Here is a 21724-nt window from a genome sequence, read left to right as displayed (position 1 = left end):
AGGTCTTTCCCTGCTTTCGCCTCATCCTATTGACTCTCGGGAAAGCAGGGGAGGACCGCTTCTCACACCTCACACGGAAACAGCAATGAACTCTTATACTCATTTTAGCAAGCTAGGTACCTTGGCCTTGCTCGCCGGCGCGTTGTCGTTCTCTTCTTGCAAGAAGGACGATGACAACGTCTGTGGCGGTACGCCAGCCATTACGCAGGTCAGCAGCGCCACCGACCGCACTGCGTCTATCGCCAAAGGCAGCCTCGCCGATTGGATTATCATTCAGGGCAGCAACTTCTGCAACGTGCAGAAAATCGTCTTCAACGACGTAGAAGCTAGCCTTGAGGATGCGTACATCACGCCCACCGAAATTACGGTGCGCGTGCCACGCGCAATTCCCAAAGAAGTGAACAACAAAATCAGTTTGGTTACGGCCGGTGGCTCGGCTGAAACAACGTACACACTCTCTATTCCGCCCCTGGTAATAGCTGGGATGAGCAATGAATACACGCCAGCAGGGCAGCGAATGGCTATTGTCGGCCAAAACCTAGACCTGTACGGCATCACGCCGGAAACTGGCAAAGTGCTCTGGGCCGGTACTGCGCTACCCATCACGAAGACCACGGCCGACTCGGCGTATTTCATAGTGCCGGCTTCGGCGGCAAAAGGCGCTACAGTGAAAGTTGTGGATGCTAACAACGTGACGCGCGACGTACCGGGCCAGTACAAGGATGATCGAAACATGATCTTCAGCTACGATACGGGCGGGAGCGTGTGGGGAGCTGATACCTACATCACAACGGCGGCTACTCCCGGCCCGATCAATGGCAAATACCTACGCGTCAACAAAACGATAGCAGCCTGGGAGTGGACCGAGTTTTCGGCTACCAACCTAGCTATTTCGAATGATGTGGTCGCTAATCCGGCTGGCTATGTATTGAAGTTTGAGGTGAATACGGTGAAGCCCTTCAGCACCAATGCTATCAAGTTTATGATTGATGGCAACGCTGATAAGGTGAATACCTACATCTGGAAGCCGGTTGCGCCATTCAATACGAGGGGTAAATGGAGCACGATGAGCATTGACCTGAAGAGCTTCATCAATACGCCTTTGCTAGCGTCTAAGGCGCAACACGAGTTCAAGTTCATCTTCCACGGCGACGGCGCTCTGGATGCTGACATCGCCTTCGACAACTTCCGAATTGTACCCAAAGGGTAAGATCGAACAAAAATAACACTGTGCTGCTTTGGCCTACTTGCTTCTGTGGGACAAGCACTTCAACCGTTCAATGAAAAAAACAGCACTCTTTCTTCTTGGCCTGGCTTTCTCGTTTTCAGGCTTTGGTCAAGGCAACAACTACACGCAGAACTATAAGAAATTTGACAACCTAGCCCTAACACCGCCCATGGGCTGGAACAGCTGGAACAAGTTTGCCTGCAACGTTGACGAGAAATTAATTAAGGAAGTGGCTGATGCCCTGGTAAGCAGTGGCATGAAGGACGCGGGCTACACTTACATCAACCTCGACGACTGCTGGCACGGCGAGCGGGACGCGCAGGGGTTCATCCAGCCCGATGCCAAGCGCTTTCCCTCGGGCATGAAGGCCTTGGCCGATTACGTGCACAGCAAGGGCTTAAAGCTAGGTATCTACTCCGATGCGGGCTCCCAAACGTGCGGGGGCAAGCCCGGCAGCCGGGGCTACGAGTTTCAAGATGCGCAACAGTATGCGAGCTGGGGAATCGACTACCTGAAATACGACTGGTGCAACACGGAAGGCCTGAAAGCCGAAGGAGCCTATAAAACCATCACGGCGGCGCTGCGCAAGGCCGGCCGGCCCATGGTGCTCAGTATCTGCGAGTGGGGTAACGATAAGCCCTGGACTTGGGGGCAATCGGTAGGGCACCTGTGGCGCACCACCGGCGACATCTATAACTGTTTCGACTGCATCGAGGACCACGGCACGTGGAAGTCGTGGGGGGTGATGCAGATTGTAGACAAGCAGGAGGGACTGCGCCAGTACGCCGGCCCTGGCCACTGGAATGACCCCGACATGCTAGAAGTCGGTAACGGCATGCCCGCCAACGAAGATCGGGCGCACTTTACCCTCTGGTCGATGCTGGCGGCGCCCCTCATTACGGGCAATGATCTGCGCAAGATGAGCAAAGAAACGACCGACATCCTCACCAACCGTGAGGTGCTCGCCGTGAACCAAGACAAGCTAGGGGTCCAGGGATTCAAGTACGCCAGCAAAGACAGCCTGGAAACCTGGTTGAAACCGTTGGAAGGTGGAAAATGGGCCGTCACGTTCCTTAACCGCAGCCGCCGGCCACAACCCGTTCGCTTCGACTGGAAAACTACGCCCATCACCGACGACCTATCGAAGCAGGAATTGAACGCGGCCAAAACCACCTACAAAGTCCGCAACCTGTGGATGAAAAAGGATGTGGGTACCACCAAAAAAGCCTTTGCCACTACCGTGCCCGCCCACGACGTGGTGCTATTGATGCTAACGCAGTAGTCAGTGCATGAGTGAATTACAGAAAAAGCAGCCAGCGACTTCGCCAGGCTGCTTTTTCTGCTTCCATCCCTGCTCTTGACTACTTGACTCACGAATAATCAACCAAAACAACATAAAACAGATAGCATGGTGCGCAAGTATTTACCCGCTAGTCCGCGTATGTGGAAAGTATTACTGACAACCAACTTGCTACTACTAGGCACCGCCGCGCAAAAAGCGGCCGCCCAGGTGGAATTGGCTCCTTGGGGCAATCTTACCGGCATTCGTACCGATGGGCAGCTACTAGAGGTTGAGACGAGCCTACGCCTCGTGAAAACGGATGGCCACGTAACCGAAACCGGCAAGGAGCGCCAACGCCCCAAGTACACGCGGGAAGGTACCCGGCAACTCGTCACCACCCAGCTAGACAGCCTCGATTTCGTGGAGACTGTGCAAGATGCCGGGCCGGGCAAGGCCCGCGTGCAGGTACAGCTCACGGCCCGCAACAGCATGCCCAACAGCAGCGGTGTGTACTTTAGCGTGCAGCCTCCCGTTGCTGCCTACCCAGCCAGCAGCACGGTAGAGGTACGGGATGCCAATGGCACGGTGCTAACGAAGGGCACGCTCGGCAGCCTCAAGCTACCAAGCAGCCCCGCCAGCAGCATTCGCCTCACGGCTCCTACCCGGCAGCTCACCATTACCTTCGGCGAGCCAATGCCTGTAGAACTGAAGCAGGAACAAGACAAGGAGGGGCTGCACTATCGGTTCTACCTGCCCTTACTGACGGGTAGTGTGCAGCGGGGCCAAACGGCGCAAAAAACCTTCACCGTTCAAGCCACTGGCAGTATCGACCGGGCCCCTGTTAAGCTAACGCTGAACCCGGCGCAACCCGGCCGCCCGTTTGCCGGCTTCGGGGGAAATTTTCGCTTGCAAAACCCCAAAACCGACCCGCAGGTAATCGACTACTCGCTGCAAAACATGCGCGTGGCCTGGAGTCGGGTAGAGATGCCCTGGCAGCTATGGCAGCCTGCTCAAGACCAAGACCCCACGACCGCGGCCCGGCAGGGTAAGCTGCACCCGCACGTGCGCGAGTCGATGGAAATGGCGCAGAAGCTCAGTAAGCAGGGTATTCCCATTATTCTCTCGGCTTGGTCGGCGCCGGCTTGGGCCGTGGTGGGCACCCCCGCTCGCGGCAGCGGGCCCGGACCGGACGGCAAGTGGGGCAACCCGCTAAACACGAACAACTTACAGGCAAGTTATAAATCCATTGCCGACTACATTCAGTACCTCAAAGACCAGTACGCCGTGGATGTGGCGCTGTTTTCCTTCAACGAGTCGGACTTAGGTATTAACATCCGCCAGACTGGTCAGGAACATGCCCAGCTCATCAAGGAGCTAGGTGCCTACTTCGTCAGCCGGGGCCTGAAAACCAAGCTGATGCTAGGTGACAATTCTGACGCTACTAGCTACGAGTTCATGACGCCTGCCCTGCAAGATGCCAGCACGCATCCTTACATTGGGGCTGTGTCGTTTCACTCGTGGCGAGGTTGGGAAACCGAAACCCTGCAAAAGTGGTCGGCGGCGGCCAAGCAGCTCCAACTCCCCCTGATTGTGGGCGAGGGCAGTATCGACGCGCAGGCGTGGGGCTACCCAGCTATCTTTTTGGAGCCGACTTATGCGCTGGAAGAAATCAGCTTGTATATGCGGCTGCTGGCCGTGTGTCAGCCGCTCACTATCCTACAGTGGCAGCTCACGGCCGACTACTCGCCCATGGCGGGAGGTGGCATCTTCGGCGACAACACGCCGCTGCGACCTACGCAACGTTTCTGGAACCTGAAGCAATTAGCGGCTACCCCTAAAAACGTGGTGGCCCTGCCCATCACCGCCGACCGGCCTAACGTATCCGCTGCTGCGCTGGGCAACATCCAGGAAGGCAAATACGCGGTGCACCTCGTCAACAACGGGGCTACTCGCCGCGTAACGCTCACTGGCGTGCCCGAAACGGTGAAAGAGCTGCAGGTTTACACCACCGACAAGGCCCGCTCCATGCAGAAAGGTAAGGCTGTAGTGGTGAAAAAAGGTTCGGCACAGTTTACGCTGGAGGCCGGCACCTATACTACCTTGAGTACTAAATAAGCTTCGCAACTACCGGATGGAGCATGACAGTACCGGTACAAACTGGTGATATAGGCTCATGGTGCACGAGGGCGTAGCACCGGCTGCTCTGAAGGACTACACAACGTATATCAGCGTCACTACTACCTAGCTATGTGGAGCCTTGAAGCCGCTTGGCCGGATACTCCGATTACACGATTACACAGCTTGGCAGCTAACGCCTCGCAGCCTACCGGCACAGCGCTGGCATGGCCGCGGGCCTGGTACGATGCTAAATGATACCATTCGTCCAACGAAATTGCTATCAACCGGTACGCGCCCTTGACCTAGCCCCGCCCCGCGGGAGGCGCTACAAGCTAAAGTGAATAAACCAGCGAAATAACTTTTAGAACTAAGTGGGATAACGAGAAAGGGCCCATGCTGCGACAAGTGCAGCATGGGCCCTTCCTGTTAGCTTAGTCAGCTTCTCAGCCGAGAGTAGATCAGGCTCCCGGTTAAAGCACTGCGGGGCGAGCTGCTGCTTTTTCGGCTTTCAACTTGAGCGTAGCCGTTTTTAAGCCTTTTGCGGTGGCGGTGAGGGTGACTGTGCCGGGCTCTTTGGTAGTTTGAATCAGCACTTGGGCTAGGCCATTAAACGTCTTCCGTTTCCAGGGAGCCGCCGGGGTAAGCACCTGGATGGTACCGGGGTTGGTGTTCACTACATCCCAATCGTGTTCCTTCGTCAGGGGAGTCGCCACTATCTCGATGGTATTATGACCTGGCTTTAACAGGCTAGGTGCCAGACGAATTACGTTGCCTTCCGCACTTTGCTTCAGGTCTGTGGCGAGTTCTTGTCCGTTGATATAAAGGTATTGCTCCTTGCCAATGCTATTGTAGAAGAACGTCACTTGGGCGTTGACAAAATCGGCTGGCAACTCGAAGCTGCCTTGGTGGCGGTAAGCGGCAGCCAAATTTTTGTAGTCGCGCTTCACGAAGGCGGGTTGCCAAGCCGCTGATTGATTCTGCCTTCTCGCCGCTACGCCCTCCGCTAAACCAGAAACGGGCGTTTCCTGCAATCCTTGAATAGCTACCTTCTGAATATCTTCCACGAACTTCTCCTTTTCCAGCGAAGTAGGATCTCCGTTGCCAACGCCGATAATCTTGGCGGGGCCAGTCACGGAAAAGGTGATTTGCTCGTTAGCGGTTGGTACGGTGAGGTTGCCACGGTCGGCGACGGCCACCGTCACCACCGCCAGATCCTGCCCGTCGGCTTTGAGTGCCGCTTTATGCGGAGTCAACTGAATAACAGCGGCTTGATCTGTCGTTTTTACGACCTCATGCAGCGTCTGGCGGCCGTTTTTGTAACCGTAAGCTTCCAGCGTGCCCGGCGCGTAGTTGACGTTCCAGGCCACGTGGGAGTTCCGCGGCACGGCCTGTTTGCCTAGGCTCTTTTTGTTTAGAAAAAGCTCTACTTCGTCACAATTGCTATAAGCCCACACCGCTATGGGCTGGCCCTCGCGGCCTGGCCAGTTCCAGTGCGGCAGCAGGTGCAGGGTGGGCTGCTGACTCCACCACGACCGGAGGTAGTACACGTTATCCTTCGGGAAGCCGCACAAGTCCATCATGCCGAAGTAGGACGTAACCGACGGCCACAAGTAAGGCGTGGCTTCCCCGCGGTAATCGAAGCCCGTCCAGATAAACATGCCGGCCAGGTAGGGCCGCTCGGCGTAGAAGCGCCATCCTTCCTCAATGCTGTAGAAAGATGGCCGGGGCTTTTGGTCGTAGGCGGCGGCGTAGTGCTTTCGCGCGTCGGTTGCGTACTCGCCGCGGGTGGCAAACGTGGAGCCTTCTTCGGTGCCCATGCCCGGCTGCTCGGGAAACCGCCGATGGTGCGCGTCAACGTCGCCGTTGCCTAGGTAGTTGTAGCCCATCACTTCCACCACATCCGAAATGCCGCTCCGAAAACCGCCGCTGATACCAGCCGTGCAGAGCCGCGTTGAATCCAGGCTATGCACGTAGGCCTGCATGGTGGTGGCAATGCGCGCGCCTATAACACTGTTCTCAATGCCCCATTCCTCGTTGCCAATCGACCAGCTAATGATGCTCGGGTGGTTACGGTCGCGCAGGATCATGTCGCGCAAGTCTTCCTGCATTTGATAATTGGTGCCCATCAAGCGGTTCTCGTCAATCACCAGCATGCCGAGTTGGTCGCAGGCCGCCAGTAGTTCGGGCGTGGGCGGGTGGTGCGAGCAGCGGTAGGCGTTCGAGCCCATAGCCTTCAGCGCCTTAATGCGGAAATACTGCAACTCATCGGGTAGGGCTGTGCCTACCCCGGCGTGGTCTTGATGGTTGTTGGTACCCTTCAATTTTACGGGCTTGCCATTCAGGAAAAAACCTTCTTTGGCATCAAACCGGATGGTACGAATACCAAACGGCGTGTCGTAACGGTCCACTTCCTGGTTGCTTACAACAACGGTCGTGCGCAGCGTATACAGGTAAGGCGCTTCCAAATTCCACAGTATCGCATCGGCGACTAGCAATTGCAGCGCGATTTCCCGCGGCTGAAACGGCGACAGAGATACGGCCTCCTGTTTTTTGCTGGCTACCACGCGGCCTTGGGCGTCGAGGATGGTTTGCGTAACCGCGCAAGTTTGCGTCTTCTTTCCGTCGTTCAGAAGGTTAACCCGGGCCGTGACATCGGCCGTCGTGGCGGCTACCCGGGCCGTGACCCACGTACCGTTGGGGGCGACGTGGACGGGGTTGGTTTTGGTGAGCCATACGTGCCGGTAAATGCCCGCTCCCTCGTAAAACCAGCCTTCGGGCATGGTGGCATCTGCCCGCACGGCCACCACGTTTCGGCCGCCGTAGTTGAGGTAGTCGGTGATGTCGTAGCGGAAGCTGTTATAGCCGCTGGGTTCGGTGCCGAGGTAGTGGCCGTTCACCCATACCTTCGAGTTGCGGTACACGCCATCAAACTCTAGCGCCAGCTGCCGCCCAAGATCGGTAGCCGGGATAGTAAACGTTTTGCGATACCACCCCACGCTGGTCGCTGGAAAGTTACGGCCAGTGGCTTTGTAGCCGTGGCTGTGCTGGGCAGTGCTGTCAAATGGCAGCTCGACGGCCCAGTCGTGCGGCAAATCGAGCTGGCGCCAGGCCCGGTCATCGAATGTGGAACTTGCTGCTCCGTCGCCGTAACCTGCTTTAGCGAAGTAGGAGAAGTAGCTAGTGCCGTTGGTAAAGTCCTGGTTGGTGTCGAAGGGGTGCCCCAACGCAAAGCGCCAGTGAGCATCCATTGAATACCGCTCTCTACCTGGTTCAGGTGGGGCTTGCGCGAAGGAAAATTGCGCCCAGCACAGCAAATTAATAGAGAGAAAATTCCGCAAGATCATGGAGATGACTAATGCTACAGCCTACAGTTTAAATCAGGCTACGTCCGCCTGGACCGGAATGGGCTCCGCAACCAGGTAAGCAGCGCCAAACACGCCCGCGCTGTCACCTAAAAGTGGTTTGACTATCGGCGCCTCAAATTGATGGTCGAAAATGTGTTGCTGAATGCTGGCCACACCTGCTTCGTAGAGGTAGTCAATATTGCCTACTCCGCCTCCAATCACAATCACATCGGGATCGAGCAGGTTGATTACGTTGCTGAGCGCGAGTCCGAAAAAGCTGGTGAGGCGCTCTATAGTTTGAGTCGCAACGGCGTCGTGGCCATGAGTGGCGCGTTCCACTATTTCCGGCAAGTTGCGCGGCTGCTCGCTGTGGCGGGCGTAATATCGCTCTAATGAGGGGCCTGCCAAAATGCTTTCGTTGCAGCCCGTTTTACCACAGAAACAAAGGTCGCCTTCTGCCGCACTTAGGTAGTTGTGGCCCCACTCGCCGGCAATGCCGTGGTAGCCCTCGAGAATTTGCCCATTCACGACTAGACCGCCCCCTACGCCCGTGCCGAGGATGATGCCGAATACCACTTTCGCCTCGGGAAAGCGTTCTTTTACTACACCTAAGCGGGTCTCGGCGAGGGCAAAGCAGTTGGCATCGTTGGCCATAACTACTCGCATACCTAGCAGCTGCTCTAAGTCGGCGCGCACTGGCTGGCCGTTGAGCACGGTCGCGTTACAGTTTTTCATGAGCCCCGATTTCGGAATGGTTGTGCCCGGCGTGCCAATGCCTACCTGCTCCGCGCGGTAACCGGCGGCGGCCTCCAGGTGCTGCACCAACTGGGCTACCTGGCCCAGGATGTGGTCGTAGCCGTGGGTTGTTCCAGTCGGTACGCGGTGCCGGAATAAGACCTCAGGTTCTTGGGCTGACTTCAGGATGACGCCCTCTATTTTGGTGCCGCCTAGGTCAAGACCCCATAGGTTGTGCTGTTGGTTGAAGTGTGACATATCGTGAATGTTAGTTGTAGCGGTAGAGCCGTCCAGAAAGCGTCGACTCCTACGGTTGAAAAAGGAAAAAGCCAGCCCTGTTTACCACCCTAGGGTGCTCTTTAGGAAAGCCGTGAGCTCAGCTGCAATTAGCTGGTGCTCAGCTAGGCTCGGGTGGCTGTCGCAGCCGCTGGTATAGCTGCGCGAGAAGAAAAACTTACGCACGGCTGCATCGCCCGCCGCGTTGGCTTGGGCAACTACGCCAGTCAGGTAGCGCCGCAACACGGCCGTTAGCCGGGCGTCGGCCATGGGGCTAGTGAGGCACACCAGCTGCGCCTTGGGGTAGCGCCGGCGCAGGGTTTGAAGAAATGACAGGTAATTGCGGCAAAACGTAGTCGAATCCTGCACGCCGTCGTTTTGGCCTAGGCAAACGGTAACTACATCGGGCTGGTAGCGGCTGAAATCCCACGGCAGCAGGTTCTCACGCAGATTAATTTTGTCGAATACCTGGGGCATGACTAGCGGCAGATCACAACAGCTGTGCATCAGACCGATGCCCGACACGGCGGTGAGCTGCCACTCGGCACCTAGGGTGCGGGCGGTGGTAGGGCCATAGGCCTGGTAGGCGTTGTGCTGATCATGCCATTGCCCCTTGCCGCAGGGCACAACCGACTCATCACTGCCCGTTCCGCAGGTAATAGAGTTGCCGATGAACTCAATGCGCCGCGTGGGCCGAGCTGGTGGGGGGAGTAGCTTGGCGCAGCGCAGACCCACAAACTCTAGGTAGCCTATGTTCGATTCAGTGTTCTTGCACACCGTGAGCGTATGGACCTTACCCGGCAGATTCTCGGCTACGGTCACCGTGTTTTCCTTGCCCGTCAAGAGAAGGCGCGACGGCTTGCCATCCACGACCACTTCTAAGTAGTTGTGCTTGCCCCACAGCATTTCGTCGTTGACGACTACTGCGCAGGATGGCCCCGCAAATCGGGCGGTGAAGTATGCCCCGGGCGCCCAGCAGCGAGGCTTTTTAGCGTCGCTAAAATCGATGCGACCGGTGTACTGAATATGCTGATTATCGGCAGGATAGAAGATGGTAGGCTTGGGCTTAGCTCCTGCGCTAACTGGCAAGGACAGCGTCAGTAGCAGTAAAGCGGAGACGTATTTCATATAAGAAGAAGGGAAGAGCAGGGTAGGGCTAGGGTCGACTAGCCGCGGCCATTGGCGTATCAGTTCGGAAAGGCACTGCGGGGAGGCCCTCGCGGTTGTACAGGTTGCCGAGCGGATTATTGGCCCAGCTGTAGCGAACGGCCACCGGAGCAGGCACGGCCGCGCAGGTCAGCACCACCTCGGCCGGGCCGGCGAGCGTAGCGGCGGCCCAGTGAAATTGCCCGTCGGCCCCGGCCACGGCAAAGCCGCTAAGCGTCGTGGTGCCGCTTCTCAGCATCAGGCCCGTGCCGGTATTACCAAACGTCAACTGTACCTGATTACCGTTCACACGCATACGTTGGAAGGTAGGGCCCGCGGCTACTACCTTCTTGTCGCCATACGCCACTTGGCGCGCTACCAGGGCTAAGCGGTGCCCAACGTCCTGTTTGTTGGCGGGGTGGATGTCGTCGGGGTCACCTAGGTCGATAGCCACGGCCATGCCGGTGTGGGGTAAGGCCAAGGCCTGCGCTTGGGCTTCGCGCACCTCGGCCCAGTCAGAAGGGCCTGGCAGCGGGAGGGCTTTGGTGAAGTTGGCAAGCTGCACAAACAAGAAGGGCAAGTTACTCCCCCAATGGTCGCGCCAGTCGCGAATAAGGGCCGGAAATAGCGTGCGATACTGGGCTCCCCGACCCGTGTTGCTTTCGCCCTGGTACCAGATAACACCCTTCAGGGCGTAGGGTTGCAGGGGCGCAATCATACCGTTGTAGAGCACAGTAGGGGTGTTCTGAGCATCCTTCTCTGGCGCAGTAGAGCGCTGCGCCAAAGCGTCTACTGAAGCTTGAAAGTCAGGAAGTTGCTGAAGGCTTTCGGTACTCACCCAGGCTTCGGCTGGCGTGCCGCCCCACGGGCTGCTTATTATTCCAATAGGCACGTGGTAGCGCTGGTATAAGTCGCGGGCAAAGAAGTATGCCACGGCCGAGAAGCTGCTGGCCGTAGTGGGGCTGCACACCTGCCAACTGTGGCCCTCGTTCTGGGTTTGGGGCTGATACGCCACCACTTTCTTTACCGTAAACTGCCGGATCTGCGGAAAGTCAGCCATGGCTACTTCCTGTTCAGCATTCAGAATAAGGGGATAAGCACCGGGAGCAGGCGCGTTTTTGTCGCGCAGTGGTAGTTCCATATTCGACTGCCCCGAGGCTAGCCATACGTCGCCTACCAGCACATCTTCCACCGTAAGCGTGTTCTGTCCTTTAATGGTAATCGTATACGGCCCACCAGCTGGCGTAGCGGGTAAGGCTACCTGCCACCGCCCCGCAGCGTTCGGCGTGGCCGGGTAGCTGTGTCCCCGGAACGTGACTGCCACCTGCTCGCCGGGCCCAGCCCAGCCCCATACGGGTACTGGCACATCGCGCTGCACGACCATATGGTTGCCGACGAGTGCCGGTAAGCGCACGGTAGCATGAGCCAGCCGGCCAGTACCTAGGCCGGCGGCCAGCAGCATTACCGATAGTTTCTTAGGAAGGCTGAGGTACATAAATCGGGAAAAGACGGACGATTGGTGCTAAGCAACCTAGGTCTGCTTAGTATGAGAACTACTTTCTGTCCGCTGACTTGTGGGTCGGCGGAACCGCTGCCGTCGTCGTTCCGGCGTAGCGAAAGCGGCGCTGTTGGTCGCCCACGCGCAAAGTGAAAAACCCATCTTCGAGTAGGCGTCGGCCGTCGGCAGCGGGGTAGCTCAAGGATTCTTGAGGCCGAATAGTGAAGGTTAGCTCCCTGCTTTCGCCGGGCTGAAACTGCTGTTTCTCAAAGTGCTTCAGCAAGCGCACGGGGCGCGTGATGCGGCCTACTTCATCGGTCAGGAACCAGAGCACGGCTTCTTTGCCAGGAAGCGAACCGGTATTGGTCACGCGCACGGTGGCTTGCACTGGCTTGTCGCCGGTCAGCACGGAGTCGGCGAGTTGCAGGTTGCTGTAGCGGAAAGTGGTGTAGCTCAGCCCGGAGCCATATTCCGTAAGCATGGTGCTTTTGGCCTTGCCGCCCCGGTTCTCGAAGCCAACCCCGAAGTCGCTCAGCTCTAGGCTGTTCTCGTTATTGTCGTGGTGGTAGTTGGCAATATGCCCGGCCGCCTGCGGGTAGGTGAAGGGGAGGCGGCCGCTAGGGTTCACCTTGCCACTGATGATTTCGGCAATGGCCTGACCGCCCCCGAAACCCGGCAGGCCGCCCCACAGAATGGCTTCTGAGCGCTCGGCTACCGGCCGGATAATGTTTGGCCGTCCGCCAATCATGACGAGTACCGTGGGCTTACCCGCGCCCTGAGCCGTGCGCACCAGCTGTTGCTGGTCGTCGGGCAGCGTCAGGTCGTTGATGTTACCTAGGCCTTCGGCGTACGGTCGTTCGCCCAAGGCTAGCACCACGGCATCGGCACGGCGGGCAGCGGCCGCTACGCTAGTTAGTTGCAGCTTACCGGTGGCATCTTGGTAAGGTATGGTTTCGACCTGGGCGTTAGGATATTCGCGCTTCAGAGCCGTGTAAAGGGTAAGCACCTCGGCTGGGTATTGAGCCTCGGCGCGGCCCTGCCAAGCTAGGGTCCAGCCGCCCGCGAGGTTGGCTTTGGAATCGGCGGCAGGGCCGACTACCAGCAGGCGCTTTATTTTGGTAGGGGATAGGGGTAAGGTGTTTTTCTCATTTTTGAGCAGAACCACCGACTCCCGAGCTGCTTCTAAGGCATGCTGCTTATGCTCGGGGGCCCCAATGCGGCTGAGGCGGTCGGCGCGGGGCAACGGGTTGTCGAACATACCTAGCTCGTCTTTCATTTGCAGCACCCGCCCAGCCGAGAGGTTGATGCGCTCCTCGGTGAGACGGCCTTCCTGCACCAGCTCTTTCACGATGCGGCAGAAATTGGTGTTGTAGGGCGTCATGGCCATATCAATGCCGGCGTCAATGCACCGGAACGTGGCTTCCTTCTCGTTGGGCTCGGTTTTTTGCACTGTCACCAAGCGCAGAATATCCTGCCAGTCGGTCACGGCTACGCCCTTGAAGCCCATTTGCGTGCGCAGCAGGTCAGTCAGAATCTTGCGCGATGAGTGCACTGGCTCGCCATTAATTTCGCCGCTGTTCACCATCACCGACTTAATACCCGCATCAATGGCGGCTTGAAACGAGGGTCGGAAAAACTCCTGCAAACGCTGGTCGGGGATGAGTGCGTTTGTGCGGTCCCAGCCGTTGCGCGGGTCGGAATACCCGATGAAGTGTTTGGCGCAAGCGGCCACCTTATAGGGCAAAATGTCTTTGTTGCTTTGTAATTCGGTCACATAGGCGGCACCTAGCTCCGCGGCCACCAGCGGGTCTTCGCCGTAGGTTTCGTAGAAGCGCGGCCAGTACACGTTCAGCCCTAGGTCGAGCACGGGCGCAAATACCCAAATGTGCCCTAGGTCAGCCGATTCCATCACCGTGGCGCGGGCCTCTTGGCGAGCAAACTCGGGGTTGAAGGTCGCCCCTAGGTTGATGTTATGCGGAAAAATGGCCGCCCCACTCACGTAGCTCGCCCCGTGCATATGGTCGATGCCATAGATAATGGGGATGTGCAGCCGCGACTCGCGCATGGCAATGCGTTGCAAGGCTGTGAGCGTGCGCAGCCACTGCGTCGGCGGCACCGCCTCGCCGTTCAGAAAAGAGCCTACCCCATATTCGCGGACAAAAGGCACCAGCTTCGCCGAGTCGAGGCTCACGTCTTTCTGCTCGCCCGTGTGGTTGATGGCGGCGTTGGTCAACTGGGTCATCTGCCCAATTTTCTCCTCCAGCGTCATTTCCCGCAGCAGCTTTGCCACGCGTGGGCTCCACTGCGGGGCCGCTGGGGTGCCCACCGACGAGCTGGTTGCCGGCGTGCGAGCAGTGGCAGCCGGCAGAGTGAGGCCCGTGCGCTGACAAGCCGCCAACAAAGCCGCTGCCCCGACGAATGCTGGCACGGCGCGGTGGCTGAATGATCGTAGCTTTTTGAGGTGAGCGGCGGCGAAGCGAGCGGGCATTGACAAGAGTATAAAGAAGTTGGAAAGGCTACCTAGGTAGGTCGATAAGTGCTTTAGAAAGCGTCGGCTAGGGTGCGCACTACCAAGCGCTTGCGTAACTCGGTGAGTGAGGCAGCCCCTTCGCCTTTGAAGGTCAGGGTTTTGGTCTGGCCGGGCAGTAAGTCGAAATAGTTGTCCTCGAAGAAGCCGTCGCCTTGGCTTAGTGACAACCACACTTCGCGAGCGAGGGTCTTGCTCACGAGTGTTACCTGGTAGGTGCTGTCACTGCTTTGTTGCCAAGTGGCTGTGATGTTAGCTTTTGGCAGCGCCATTTTCTTGGGTAGGGCGAAATAATGCGTGTTGCTCGAGAGCGTCTGACCGTTGGCCGTCAGCTCACAGCTTAGCACCACGCGGTTGGCGTCATGGCTTTTGAGCAGCTTGGCTTTCGGAATATCGAGGTACACCTGGCTAGCCAGCGGCGCTACTTGCAGCGGGGTAGCCTGCTGATACAACACCTTACCGTTAAGGTCAAGCAGGCGCACTTGCAGGCTGGCTGGCGTCGCTGTCGTGCGGTCTGATACTACGTAGAAGCGCACGTTGTCGCCCTCCTCGTGGGGGCTTACCAGCACTGGCGCGTAGAACCGTTTGGCATAGTATTGCAGCGCTTTCCAGCGGCCGTAGTAGTCGATAGACGACCACGAAGCCACACCCCAGCAGTCGTCGAGTTGCCAGTACATAGAGCCCATGGTGCGGGGGCGGCTGCGGCGCAGGTGTTCGGCGCTCAGCTTAATTGCTTGGGCTTGCAGTACTTGGCTCACATACAAAAAGGAAGCGAAGTCCTTGGGTTCTTTGTAATCGCGCAGCAGGTACTCCTTCAGGCGCGGGTTCCCGACGGCGCTGCGCTGGTGTTCCTTCATCACCGGTGAGGCAATGTCGTGGTCGGCGGGCACGGTAAACTGCGCCACCGATTTCAGCTCTGGGAATGACTGGAAGCCGTACTCGCTCATGAAGCGAGGCACCTGCTTTTCGTAGTCTGAGATGGGCGCGGTGCCGCCCCATACGTCCCAGTAGTGCATGTCGCCGTTGGTTTGTGAGCCGGCCATGTCTTCGAAGTCGGACGAGGGGCTTGAAGACCAATACGGGCGGGCTGGGTCTTGCTCATGTAATACCGTCGGAATTAGGTCGCGGTAGAGCTTGAGGTAGTTGCTCCACACTTCCAGCTTGTGCGAGCCCATTTTTTCGGGCACGCCCCATTGCTGCCAGGCTACCTCATTTTCATTGTTGCCTACCCAAATAGCAATGCTTGGGTGGTCGCGCAGGCGGCGCACTTGGTAGGTGACTTCCTCCCGCACGTTATCCAAAAAGGGTTGGTCGCCGGGGTAGAAGGAGCAGGCAAATAGGAAGTCCTGCCACACCAGCAAGCCCATTTCGTCGCAGGTATCGTAAAAATATTGGTTCTCGTAGATGCCACCGCCCCACACGCGCACCATGTTCATATTGCAATCCTTGGCGGCTTGCAGCAACTTATGGTAGCGGGTCGGCGTCACGCGCGTCTGAAAAATATCGGCCGGAATCCAGTTCACGCCTTTGGCAAAAATTGGAATGCCATTGACCACAAACTCGAAGGATTTGCCGTAAGCGTCCTTCTCGCGGCGCAGCTCCACGGTGCGCAGGCCGATGCGGGTACGTGCGTCGTCGAGGGGCTTGCCGTTTTGTAGTAGGTGGGCCTTAAAGGAGTAAAGTGGCTGGGCGCCGTAGCCGGCTGGGTACCATAGCTTTGGGTTAGGCAAGCGCAAATCAGCCGTTACGTCGTGGCGATTGGGTTGCAAGGTGACGGCCTGCTCTATCCGAGGGCCAGGCTGCCCGTCGGGGCCGGTCGTTTCAACGAGCAAGGTTGCCGGGCCACTGGCGGCCGCCGCTCCCTCGTACGTCACAACTAGGTTGAGTTGCGCAGTCTGTGGGCTCAGCTGACGCTGCACTACGTGAAAATCGGTGATCTTAGCCGCGTCCCAAACTTCGAGTTGCACCGGCTGCCAGATACCAGAGGTAACAAACCTAGGTCCCCAGTCCCATCCGTAGTGGTAGGGCGCCTTGCGGGTGTAAGGGCTTAGCACCGGCCCCTTCTCGCCAACGATGCCCATGGCCTGTTCGTCGTTGATGGCAAACAGGTTGTAGCCGTACTTCTGGGGCAGGCCGGCTACCTCATTCAGCGGTGAGCGGAAGTGCACCAGCAGGTGGTTGGCCCCGGCCTTTAGCTGGGGTTTGGCCTCTGCACGCCACTCCCGAAACATATTGTCGGTGTGCAGAATGGCTTGGCCATTAAGCGTGACGTCCGCGTAGGTGTCGAGGCCCTTAAAGACCAACTCTAAGTGCTGACGCTGGAGCATGGCCGGCGTCACGTCGAAGGTCGTTTCGTAGTCCCAGTCAGTGTGGCCTATCCACTGAAGCTTCATTTCATTGTCGCGGTACAGCGGGTCTTCAATCTGCTTGGTAGCCAATAGGTCGGTGTGTACGCAGCCGGGAACAACCGCTGGAGCCCAGTTGTCTTTACCTGCTTGGCGAAAGCGCCAGCCCGTGAGAATGGGCTGAACGGTTTTACTACTAGCTGCGCTAGAAGCTGCCGCGGCCGGCTGCGCCGCTGCTGGCTCTGTGAAGAGCAAAGACAGTAGGCTCGCGAAACCTAGAAAAATGGTAGAAAATGAACGCACAAATGAAGAAACAGAGAGCCAGGGTGGAGGAAAGGGTAGGAGGCATCGCTCACCATCTGTTGGGCTTGCAACCGGGCGCACTCAACAGCCGCATCAGGAGCGGTTGCTGAGTGCGCCCGGGTGCAAGCCCAACAGATGGTGCATTGATAGCTAGCTTAGTAGCCAGGGTTCTGAGTTACTCCCCAGGTTTGAGCATCCTGCAGCGGAATGGGCAGCAGCGGCATAGGATTCACGACGCCAGTCGTAATGCTGCGCGTACGGGCACGGGCCGCTACGTTGGCGGGCAGCACAGAGAAGTACCGGCCCGTACGCACTAAGTCCCAGAAGCGGAGCGATTCTTCGGCAAACTCCACCCGGCGTTCGTGCCAAATGGCATTTAGCAGGGCTTGACCCGACAAACCAGTGGCTAGGTTGGGCAACGTGCCGGCGGGGGTGTTGGCAGCTGCATAGGCCGTAGAACCTACAGTGGTACCCGGAGGCTGTGTAGCGGCGCGGGCACGCTGCCGCACTTGGTTGACTAATGCTACCGCTTCCCCGCTGCGGTTGGTTTGAGCGGCTGCTTCGGCTTTCATTAGCAGAATATCGGCGTAGCGTAGCTTGCGGATATTCTGTAGCCCTGACTGGTTAACGGCTGGGGGGAGGATGGCTACTTTGCGGTTGAGGTAGCCAGTAGCGTTTTCTGACAGGTCAATGCGGTTGAGCACCCCTAGCACCACGTCGCCGTCTTTGATGATCGTAATGGGAAGGCGCGGATCGTTGGCTTCAAATTCATTCACCAAGTTCTGGGTCGGGTTATTGAAGCCATAGCCGAAGGTTTTGCGGTTGTTTTGGAAGACGTTGTTGGTAGTACCTGTCATGATAGGCCCGTAGCCTTCGTTGGAGGTCGCAAACTGAATCTCGAAGAGCGATTCGCTGCTGTTTTCACCGATTTCTTGGTGAATGGCGGCATAGTTAGCTAACAAGCTGTACTCGTTGGAAGAGATAACTGTGCTCGTCAAATCATATACTTCCTGCCACGTGTGGTTATTGCCGTTGTCGGTGCCGAGTTGGTACATGATGGCACGGGCTAGGTAGCCATTGGCGGCACCTTTCGTTGCGCGGCCCACATTGGCTGAGGAATAGCCGCTTTTCTCCGGCAGCAGCGTGGCCGCGGCCTTTAGGTCTTTCTCCAAAAAGGCGTAGGTTTCGGCAATAGTACTGCGCTTGACATTGGCCGTGTTGGTAGGTAGCACCGATTGCTCAAACAGCGGTACGCCCCCGAAGGATTTCACCAGGTTGAAGTAGAAATACGCCCGCAGAAACAAGGCTTCGCCCTTCAAGCGCGATTTCAGCGCCGGATCAATGGTGCCCGCATCAATGTTATTAATCACCGTATTCGCCCGCGCAATACCCGTAAAGCTGTGTACCCACAGCGTGTTAACAGGGGAATTGGCAGGTGTCATGGTCCAGGTCTTGAGCTCGGTCAGGGCCGTAAAGTCGCTGGGGGTGCTGCCCTTTTCGGCGTCATCGGTCATGACATCGCCAAACATCCACTCGTAGGTCTGCCCCACGTAGTCACCTACCCCGAACTTAGGGCCTTGGTCCCAGGAAGCGACATCGTAAATGCCGTTCACGGCCTGTGTTGCGTTGGTTGGGTCGTTAAAAAGAACTGCTTGAGTAACAGCGCCCAAGGGCTCTTTATCCAAAAAGCTCTGGCAGCTTGGTGTCAGTCCCATTATTGCCGCGAAAGCAAGCAGGCGAGCTGTAGAAGAAGTTTTCATCGGAAGTAGCGGGTGGGAATAGCGTTAGAACTGCACGTTGAAGCCAAGGCGGTAAGTGCGCGGCTGGGGATAGTTGCCGTAATCGACGCCGTAGGCCAGCGGATTGTTGTAGTAGCCGGTAGCTGAAATTTCGGGGTCCAGACCGCGGTATTTGGTGACGGTAAACACGTTATCTACCGACGCGAACACTCGGAACCCGTTGATTTTGAACTTATCCAATACTGGTCTCGACAGCGAGTAGCCTAGCTCCATGTTGCGGGCCCGCAAGAAGCTGGCATTTTCCACGTGGCGGCTGCTAAACCGATCGTTGTAGCCACCGCCGTTGTTGGTGTCGTTTGACGTGACGCGGGGCTGGCTGCTGTTGGGGTTGCTGGGGGTCCAACGATCCAGGCGGTCGGCGTAGAAGTTGGTCCATAGGCCAGAGAAAATGCTCGATTTGTCTAGGTTAAACGCGGCGGCGTTCACGGCTTCGGCGCCTTGCACGCCGTAGAGCAGTACTTTGAAGTCGAAGTTGCTGTACGACAGGTTCAAGGATGCCCCGTACGTGAAGCTCGGCGTAGCGCTACCTAGGTAGGTGTTGTCGGTGGCGTCGATTTTACCATCACCGTTGACATCCTGGTAGCGCACATCGCCGGGTTGCGCCCCCGGCTGAAGCGGGGCTCCCGCTGCGTTTCGGTAGCTATCAACTTCCGTCTGCGTGTGGAAAATGCCGTCGGCCTTCAAGCCGTAGAAATACGCAACCTCGTGGCCTACATCGGTGCGGGTGGTATTGCCGATCTGGGAAATCACGTTGCCACTGGCAATGGGATTAGCGCCACCTAGGTCGGTGATGAGGTTGTTGATCTTAGTGAAGTTGACTCCCGCGTTATACTGAAGCTTTCCAATCTCATTGCGGTAATTGAGGGCCAGCTCGAGGCCCCGGTTGCGTAGCGTGCCCACATTGGCCGTGGCCGGGGCTTGGCCTATGTAGTCGGGTACGGGCAGCAAAGCAATCATATCCTTGGTGCGCCGCTCGAAGATATCACCCGTGAACGTCAGCTTGTTGTCCAGGAAAGCCGCGTCTACCCCTACGTCAACCGTAACCGCTGTTTCCCACTTCAGATCGGGGTTGCTGAGCGTGGCAATGGCGATGCCTGGTGCCCGCGTCTGGTCAATACCAAATACGTAGTTCTGGTTGTTCACTGCCGTTGAGGCGTAGCCGTAGTTAGGGGCGGCATTCTGGTTGCCTACGGCTCCATAGCTAGCGCGCAGCTTGATCTGCGAAACAGCAGTTACATCCTTGAGGAAGTTCTCATTAGAAATGTTCCAGGCTGCACCCACCGACGGGAAAACGCCCGTGCGTTGCGAACTTAAGAAACGTGACGTCTGGTCGAAGCGCAAGGTACCCGTCACCAAGTAACGGTCGCGGAAGTTGTAGTTGGCGCGGCCAAAATACGAGAGCAATGACCCGTCGTACTGTGAACTGCGGATGGTTGAGGTGGCACTCCGCGCCGACGAGATGTATTGCAGGGTAGCATCAGCGGGCACATCGTAGCCCGTTACCGAGATGCCGTTGCCATAGCTCCGTTGCGCCTCCTGACCTAGGGTAGCGGTGAAGCTGCTATTGTCAGCGAAGGTTTTGGCATAGTTCACGTAGTTCGACCACACCCAGCTCACGTTTTCGAGCCGCGACTCTACCAACGAGCTTTGGGAGCGTTGATCGTTGGGACCTAGGTAGTACTGTGGTAGGTAGGCCTTCGGATGGAGGTTGTTGTAGGTGATTCCGAACGTAGAGCGAAAAGTCAGGTCTTTCAGGATGGTTACGTCGAGGTAGGCGCTGGAAAACAGGGTGGTGTTCCTCGTTTTGTTGTACTTCTGCTCTTTGAGGTAGCGTGCTAGGTTGGGGGTGAAGCTGGTAATTGTGTTGTACGAATAGCTCCCGTCGGCATTGTAGGGTGACGTGATGGGGTTAGCCTGAATTGCATTTTGCAGCACGGTGCTGTAAAATGGGTTGCCGGTGCCGTCGCCGCCTCCCGTCTGATTTGCGTTTGTGAACGTTGCCGACACACCCGCTTTCAAAAACTTGGTTAGCGTCGCGTCGTCGTTAAGCCGCACCACGTACTTCTTGAGCCCTGATTGCTTGACAATGCCATCCTGCTGGAAGTAGTTGCCGCTGATCAAATAGCGGTTTTGCTCCGTACCACCCGACGCCGATAAACTATAGTTGGTGATCAGGCCGCGTTGGGTCACAAAATCCTGGTAGTTGGTACCTGCTGCGCCGCTCTGCAAAGCGCCGTTCAGAATAGCCGTGTAATCGGCGGGTACAGGAGCCCCACCGTTGGCGTATGCCTCCGTCACTAGCGTCGCATACTGCTGGCCATTAGCTAGCGGTAATTCGCGTCGTATCTGTTGAAAGCCCGTGTACCCAAACAAGTTGAACTGGGTCTTGCCCGCCTTACCATGCTTGGTCGTGATAATCACCACGCCATTCGCCCCGCGCGAACCATAAATAGCTGTAGCCGAGGCGTCTTTTAGAATTTCCGTCGATTCAATATCGGTAGGGAGCAGAAAGCTAATGTCGCCAGTCTGCACGCCGTCCACCACGTACAGCGGGTCGCTGTTGTTGATGGTACCTACGCCGCGTACTCGAATGCGCGTGCCGGAGCCGGGCTGGCCACTGTTCGACGTAATATCGACGCCGGCCACCCGACCTTGCAGGGCCTGCACGGGGTCAGAAGTGGCTACTTGCGTGAGCTGTGCCCCACTCACGCTAGCTACCGAGCCGGTGAGGTCGCTCTTGCGGGCCGTACCGTAACCCACCACTACTACATCGCTCAAAGCCTGCGCATCAGCATCTAAAGTGATGCGAAACGTGGTTTGCGTTCCAATCGATATCTCCTGGGTTTTAGACCCCACGGAGCTTACAACCAGCGTAGTAGCAGTAGCAGGCAGCCCTAGTTGAAAGCTGCCATCGGCGCCAGCCGTAGCGCCCGTAGTCGTACCTTTTACCAAGATGGTTGCCCCTGGCAAAGGCTCGCCCTTGCTGTCCGTCACGACGCCCTGCACTGTTCGCTGCTGAGCAAAGGCCAACGTCGTACTGCAAAGCAGTACAACCGCTGTGTGTAAAGAGGTCTTCATAAATGATGTATTAGGTGGGAAGCCAATAATCAAAGGTGCGATGCA

General features: G+C 57.4%; 11 protein-coding genes. 3 read left to right on the top strand and 8 right to left on the bottom strand.

Annotated features, from left to right (window positions below; genetic code table 11):
- The first annotated feature begins 85 nt into the window (after positions 1-85).
- From BXP70_RS24490 to BXP70_RS24480, 3 genes are all read left to right on the top strand, one after another.
- Positions 86-1210, top strand: coding sequence for a glycan-binding surface protein (locus tag BXP70_RS24490; protein WP_086596762.1), 1125 nt, complete (start codon positions 86-88; stop codon positions 1208-1210).
- Between the two features lie 70 nt (positions 1211-1280).
- Positions 1281-2510 (top strand): glycoside hydrolase family 27 protein, encoded by a 1230-nt coding sequence (locus BXP70_RS24485; RefSeq protein ID WP_086596767.1) that lies wholly within the window; start codon positions 1281-1283, stop codon positions 2508-2510.
- A gap of 159 nt (positions 2511-2669) precedes the next feature.
- Positions 2670-4625 (top strand): glycoside hydrolase, encoded by a 1956-nt coding sequence (locus tag BXP70_RS24480; RefSeq protein WP_143436665.1) that lies wholly within the window; start codon positions 2670-2672, stop codon positions 4623-4625.
- Between the two features lie 473 nt (positions 4626-5098).
- Here BXP70_RS24480 and galA read toward each other — a convergent pair whose 3' ends face one another.
- The 8 genes from galA to BXP70_RS24440 all read right to left on the bottom strand — a co-directional run bounded on the left by galA (position 5099) and on the right by BXP70_RS24440 (position 21679).
- Complete coding sequence (gene galA / locus BXP70_RS24475; protein ID WP_086596760.1) at positions 5099-7876, bottom strand: beta-galactosidase GalA; 2778 nt, start codon at positions 7874-7876, stop codon at positions 5099-5101.
- Between the two features lie 129 nt (positions 7877-8005).
- On the bottom strand, positions 8006-8965 hold the full coding sequence (locus tag BXP70_RS24470) for an ROK family protein (protein WP_086596759.1): 960 nt from the start codon (positions 8963-8965) through the stop codon (positions 8006-8008).
- A gap of 81 nt (positions 8966-9046) precedes the next feature.
- The gene (locus BXP70_RS24465) at positions 9047-10111 is read right to left on the bottom strand and encodes an SGNH/GDSL hydrolase family protein (protein WP_086596758.1); all 1065 of its coding nucleotides are present in this window, start codon (positions 10109-10111) and stop codon (positions 9047-9049) included.
- A 28-nt stretch (positions 10112-10139) separates the two neighbouring features.
- Positions 10140-11624 carry a sialate O-acetylesterase gene (locus BXP70_RS24460; protein WP_245849739.1) on the bottom strand — a complete coding sequence of 495 codons (1485 nt, stop codon included), beginning with the start codon at positions 11622-11624 and terminating at the stop codon, positions 10140-10142.
- A 58-nt stretch (positions 11625-11682) separates the two neighbouring features.
- Entirely contained in the window at positions 11683-14115 is a 2433-nt protein-coding gene (locus tag BXP70_RS24455; protein WP_086596757.1) for a beta-glucosidase, read from the bottom strand.
- 53 nt (positions 14116-14168) lie between these two features.
- Entirely contained in the window at positions 14169-16802 is a 2634-nt protein-coding gene (locus BXP70_RS24450) for a beta-mannosidase (protein ID WP_086596756.1), read from the bottom strand.
- A 155-nt stretch (positions 16803-16957) separates the two neighbouring features.
- Entirely contained in the window at positions 16958-18562 is a 1605-nt protein-coding gene (locus BXP70_RS24445; protein ID WP_086596755.1) for a RagB/SusD family nutrient uptake outer membrane protein, read from the bottom strand.
- 24 nt (positions 18563-18586) lie between these two features.
- Entirely contained in the window at positions 18587-21679 is a 3093-nt protein-coding gene (locus tag BXP70_RS24440; RefSeq protein ID WP_086596754.1) for a SusC/RagA family TonB-linked outer membrane protein, read from the bottom strand.
- Positions 21680-21724: the final 45 nt, after the last annotated feature.

The sequence above is a fragment of the Hymenobacter crusticola genome, from assembly GCF_002154225.1.
In the GTDB taxonomy this organism is placed as follows: domain Bacteria; phylum Bacteroidota; class Bacteroidia; order Cytophagales; family Hymenobacteraceae; genus Hymenobacter; species Hymenobacter crusticola.
The sequence above is the reverse complement of the archived record's forward strand: the minus strand, read 5'-3'. Positions and strand labels throughout refer to the sequence as shown.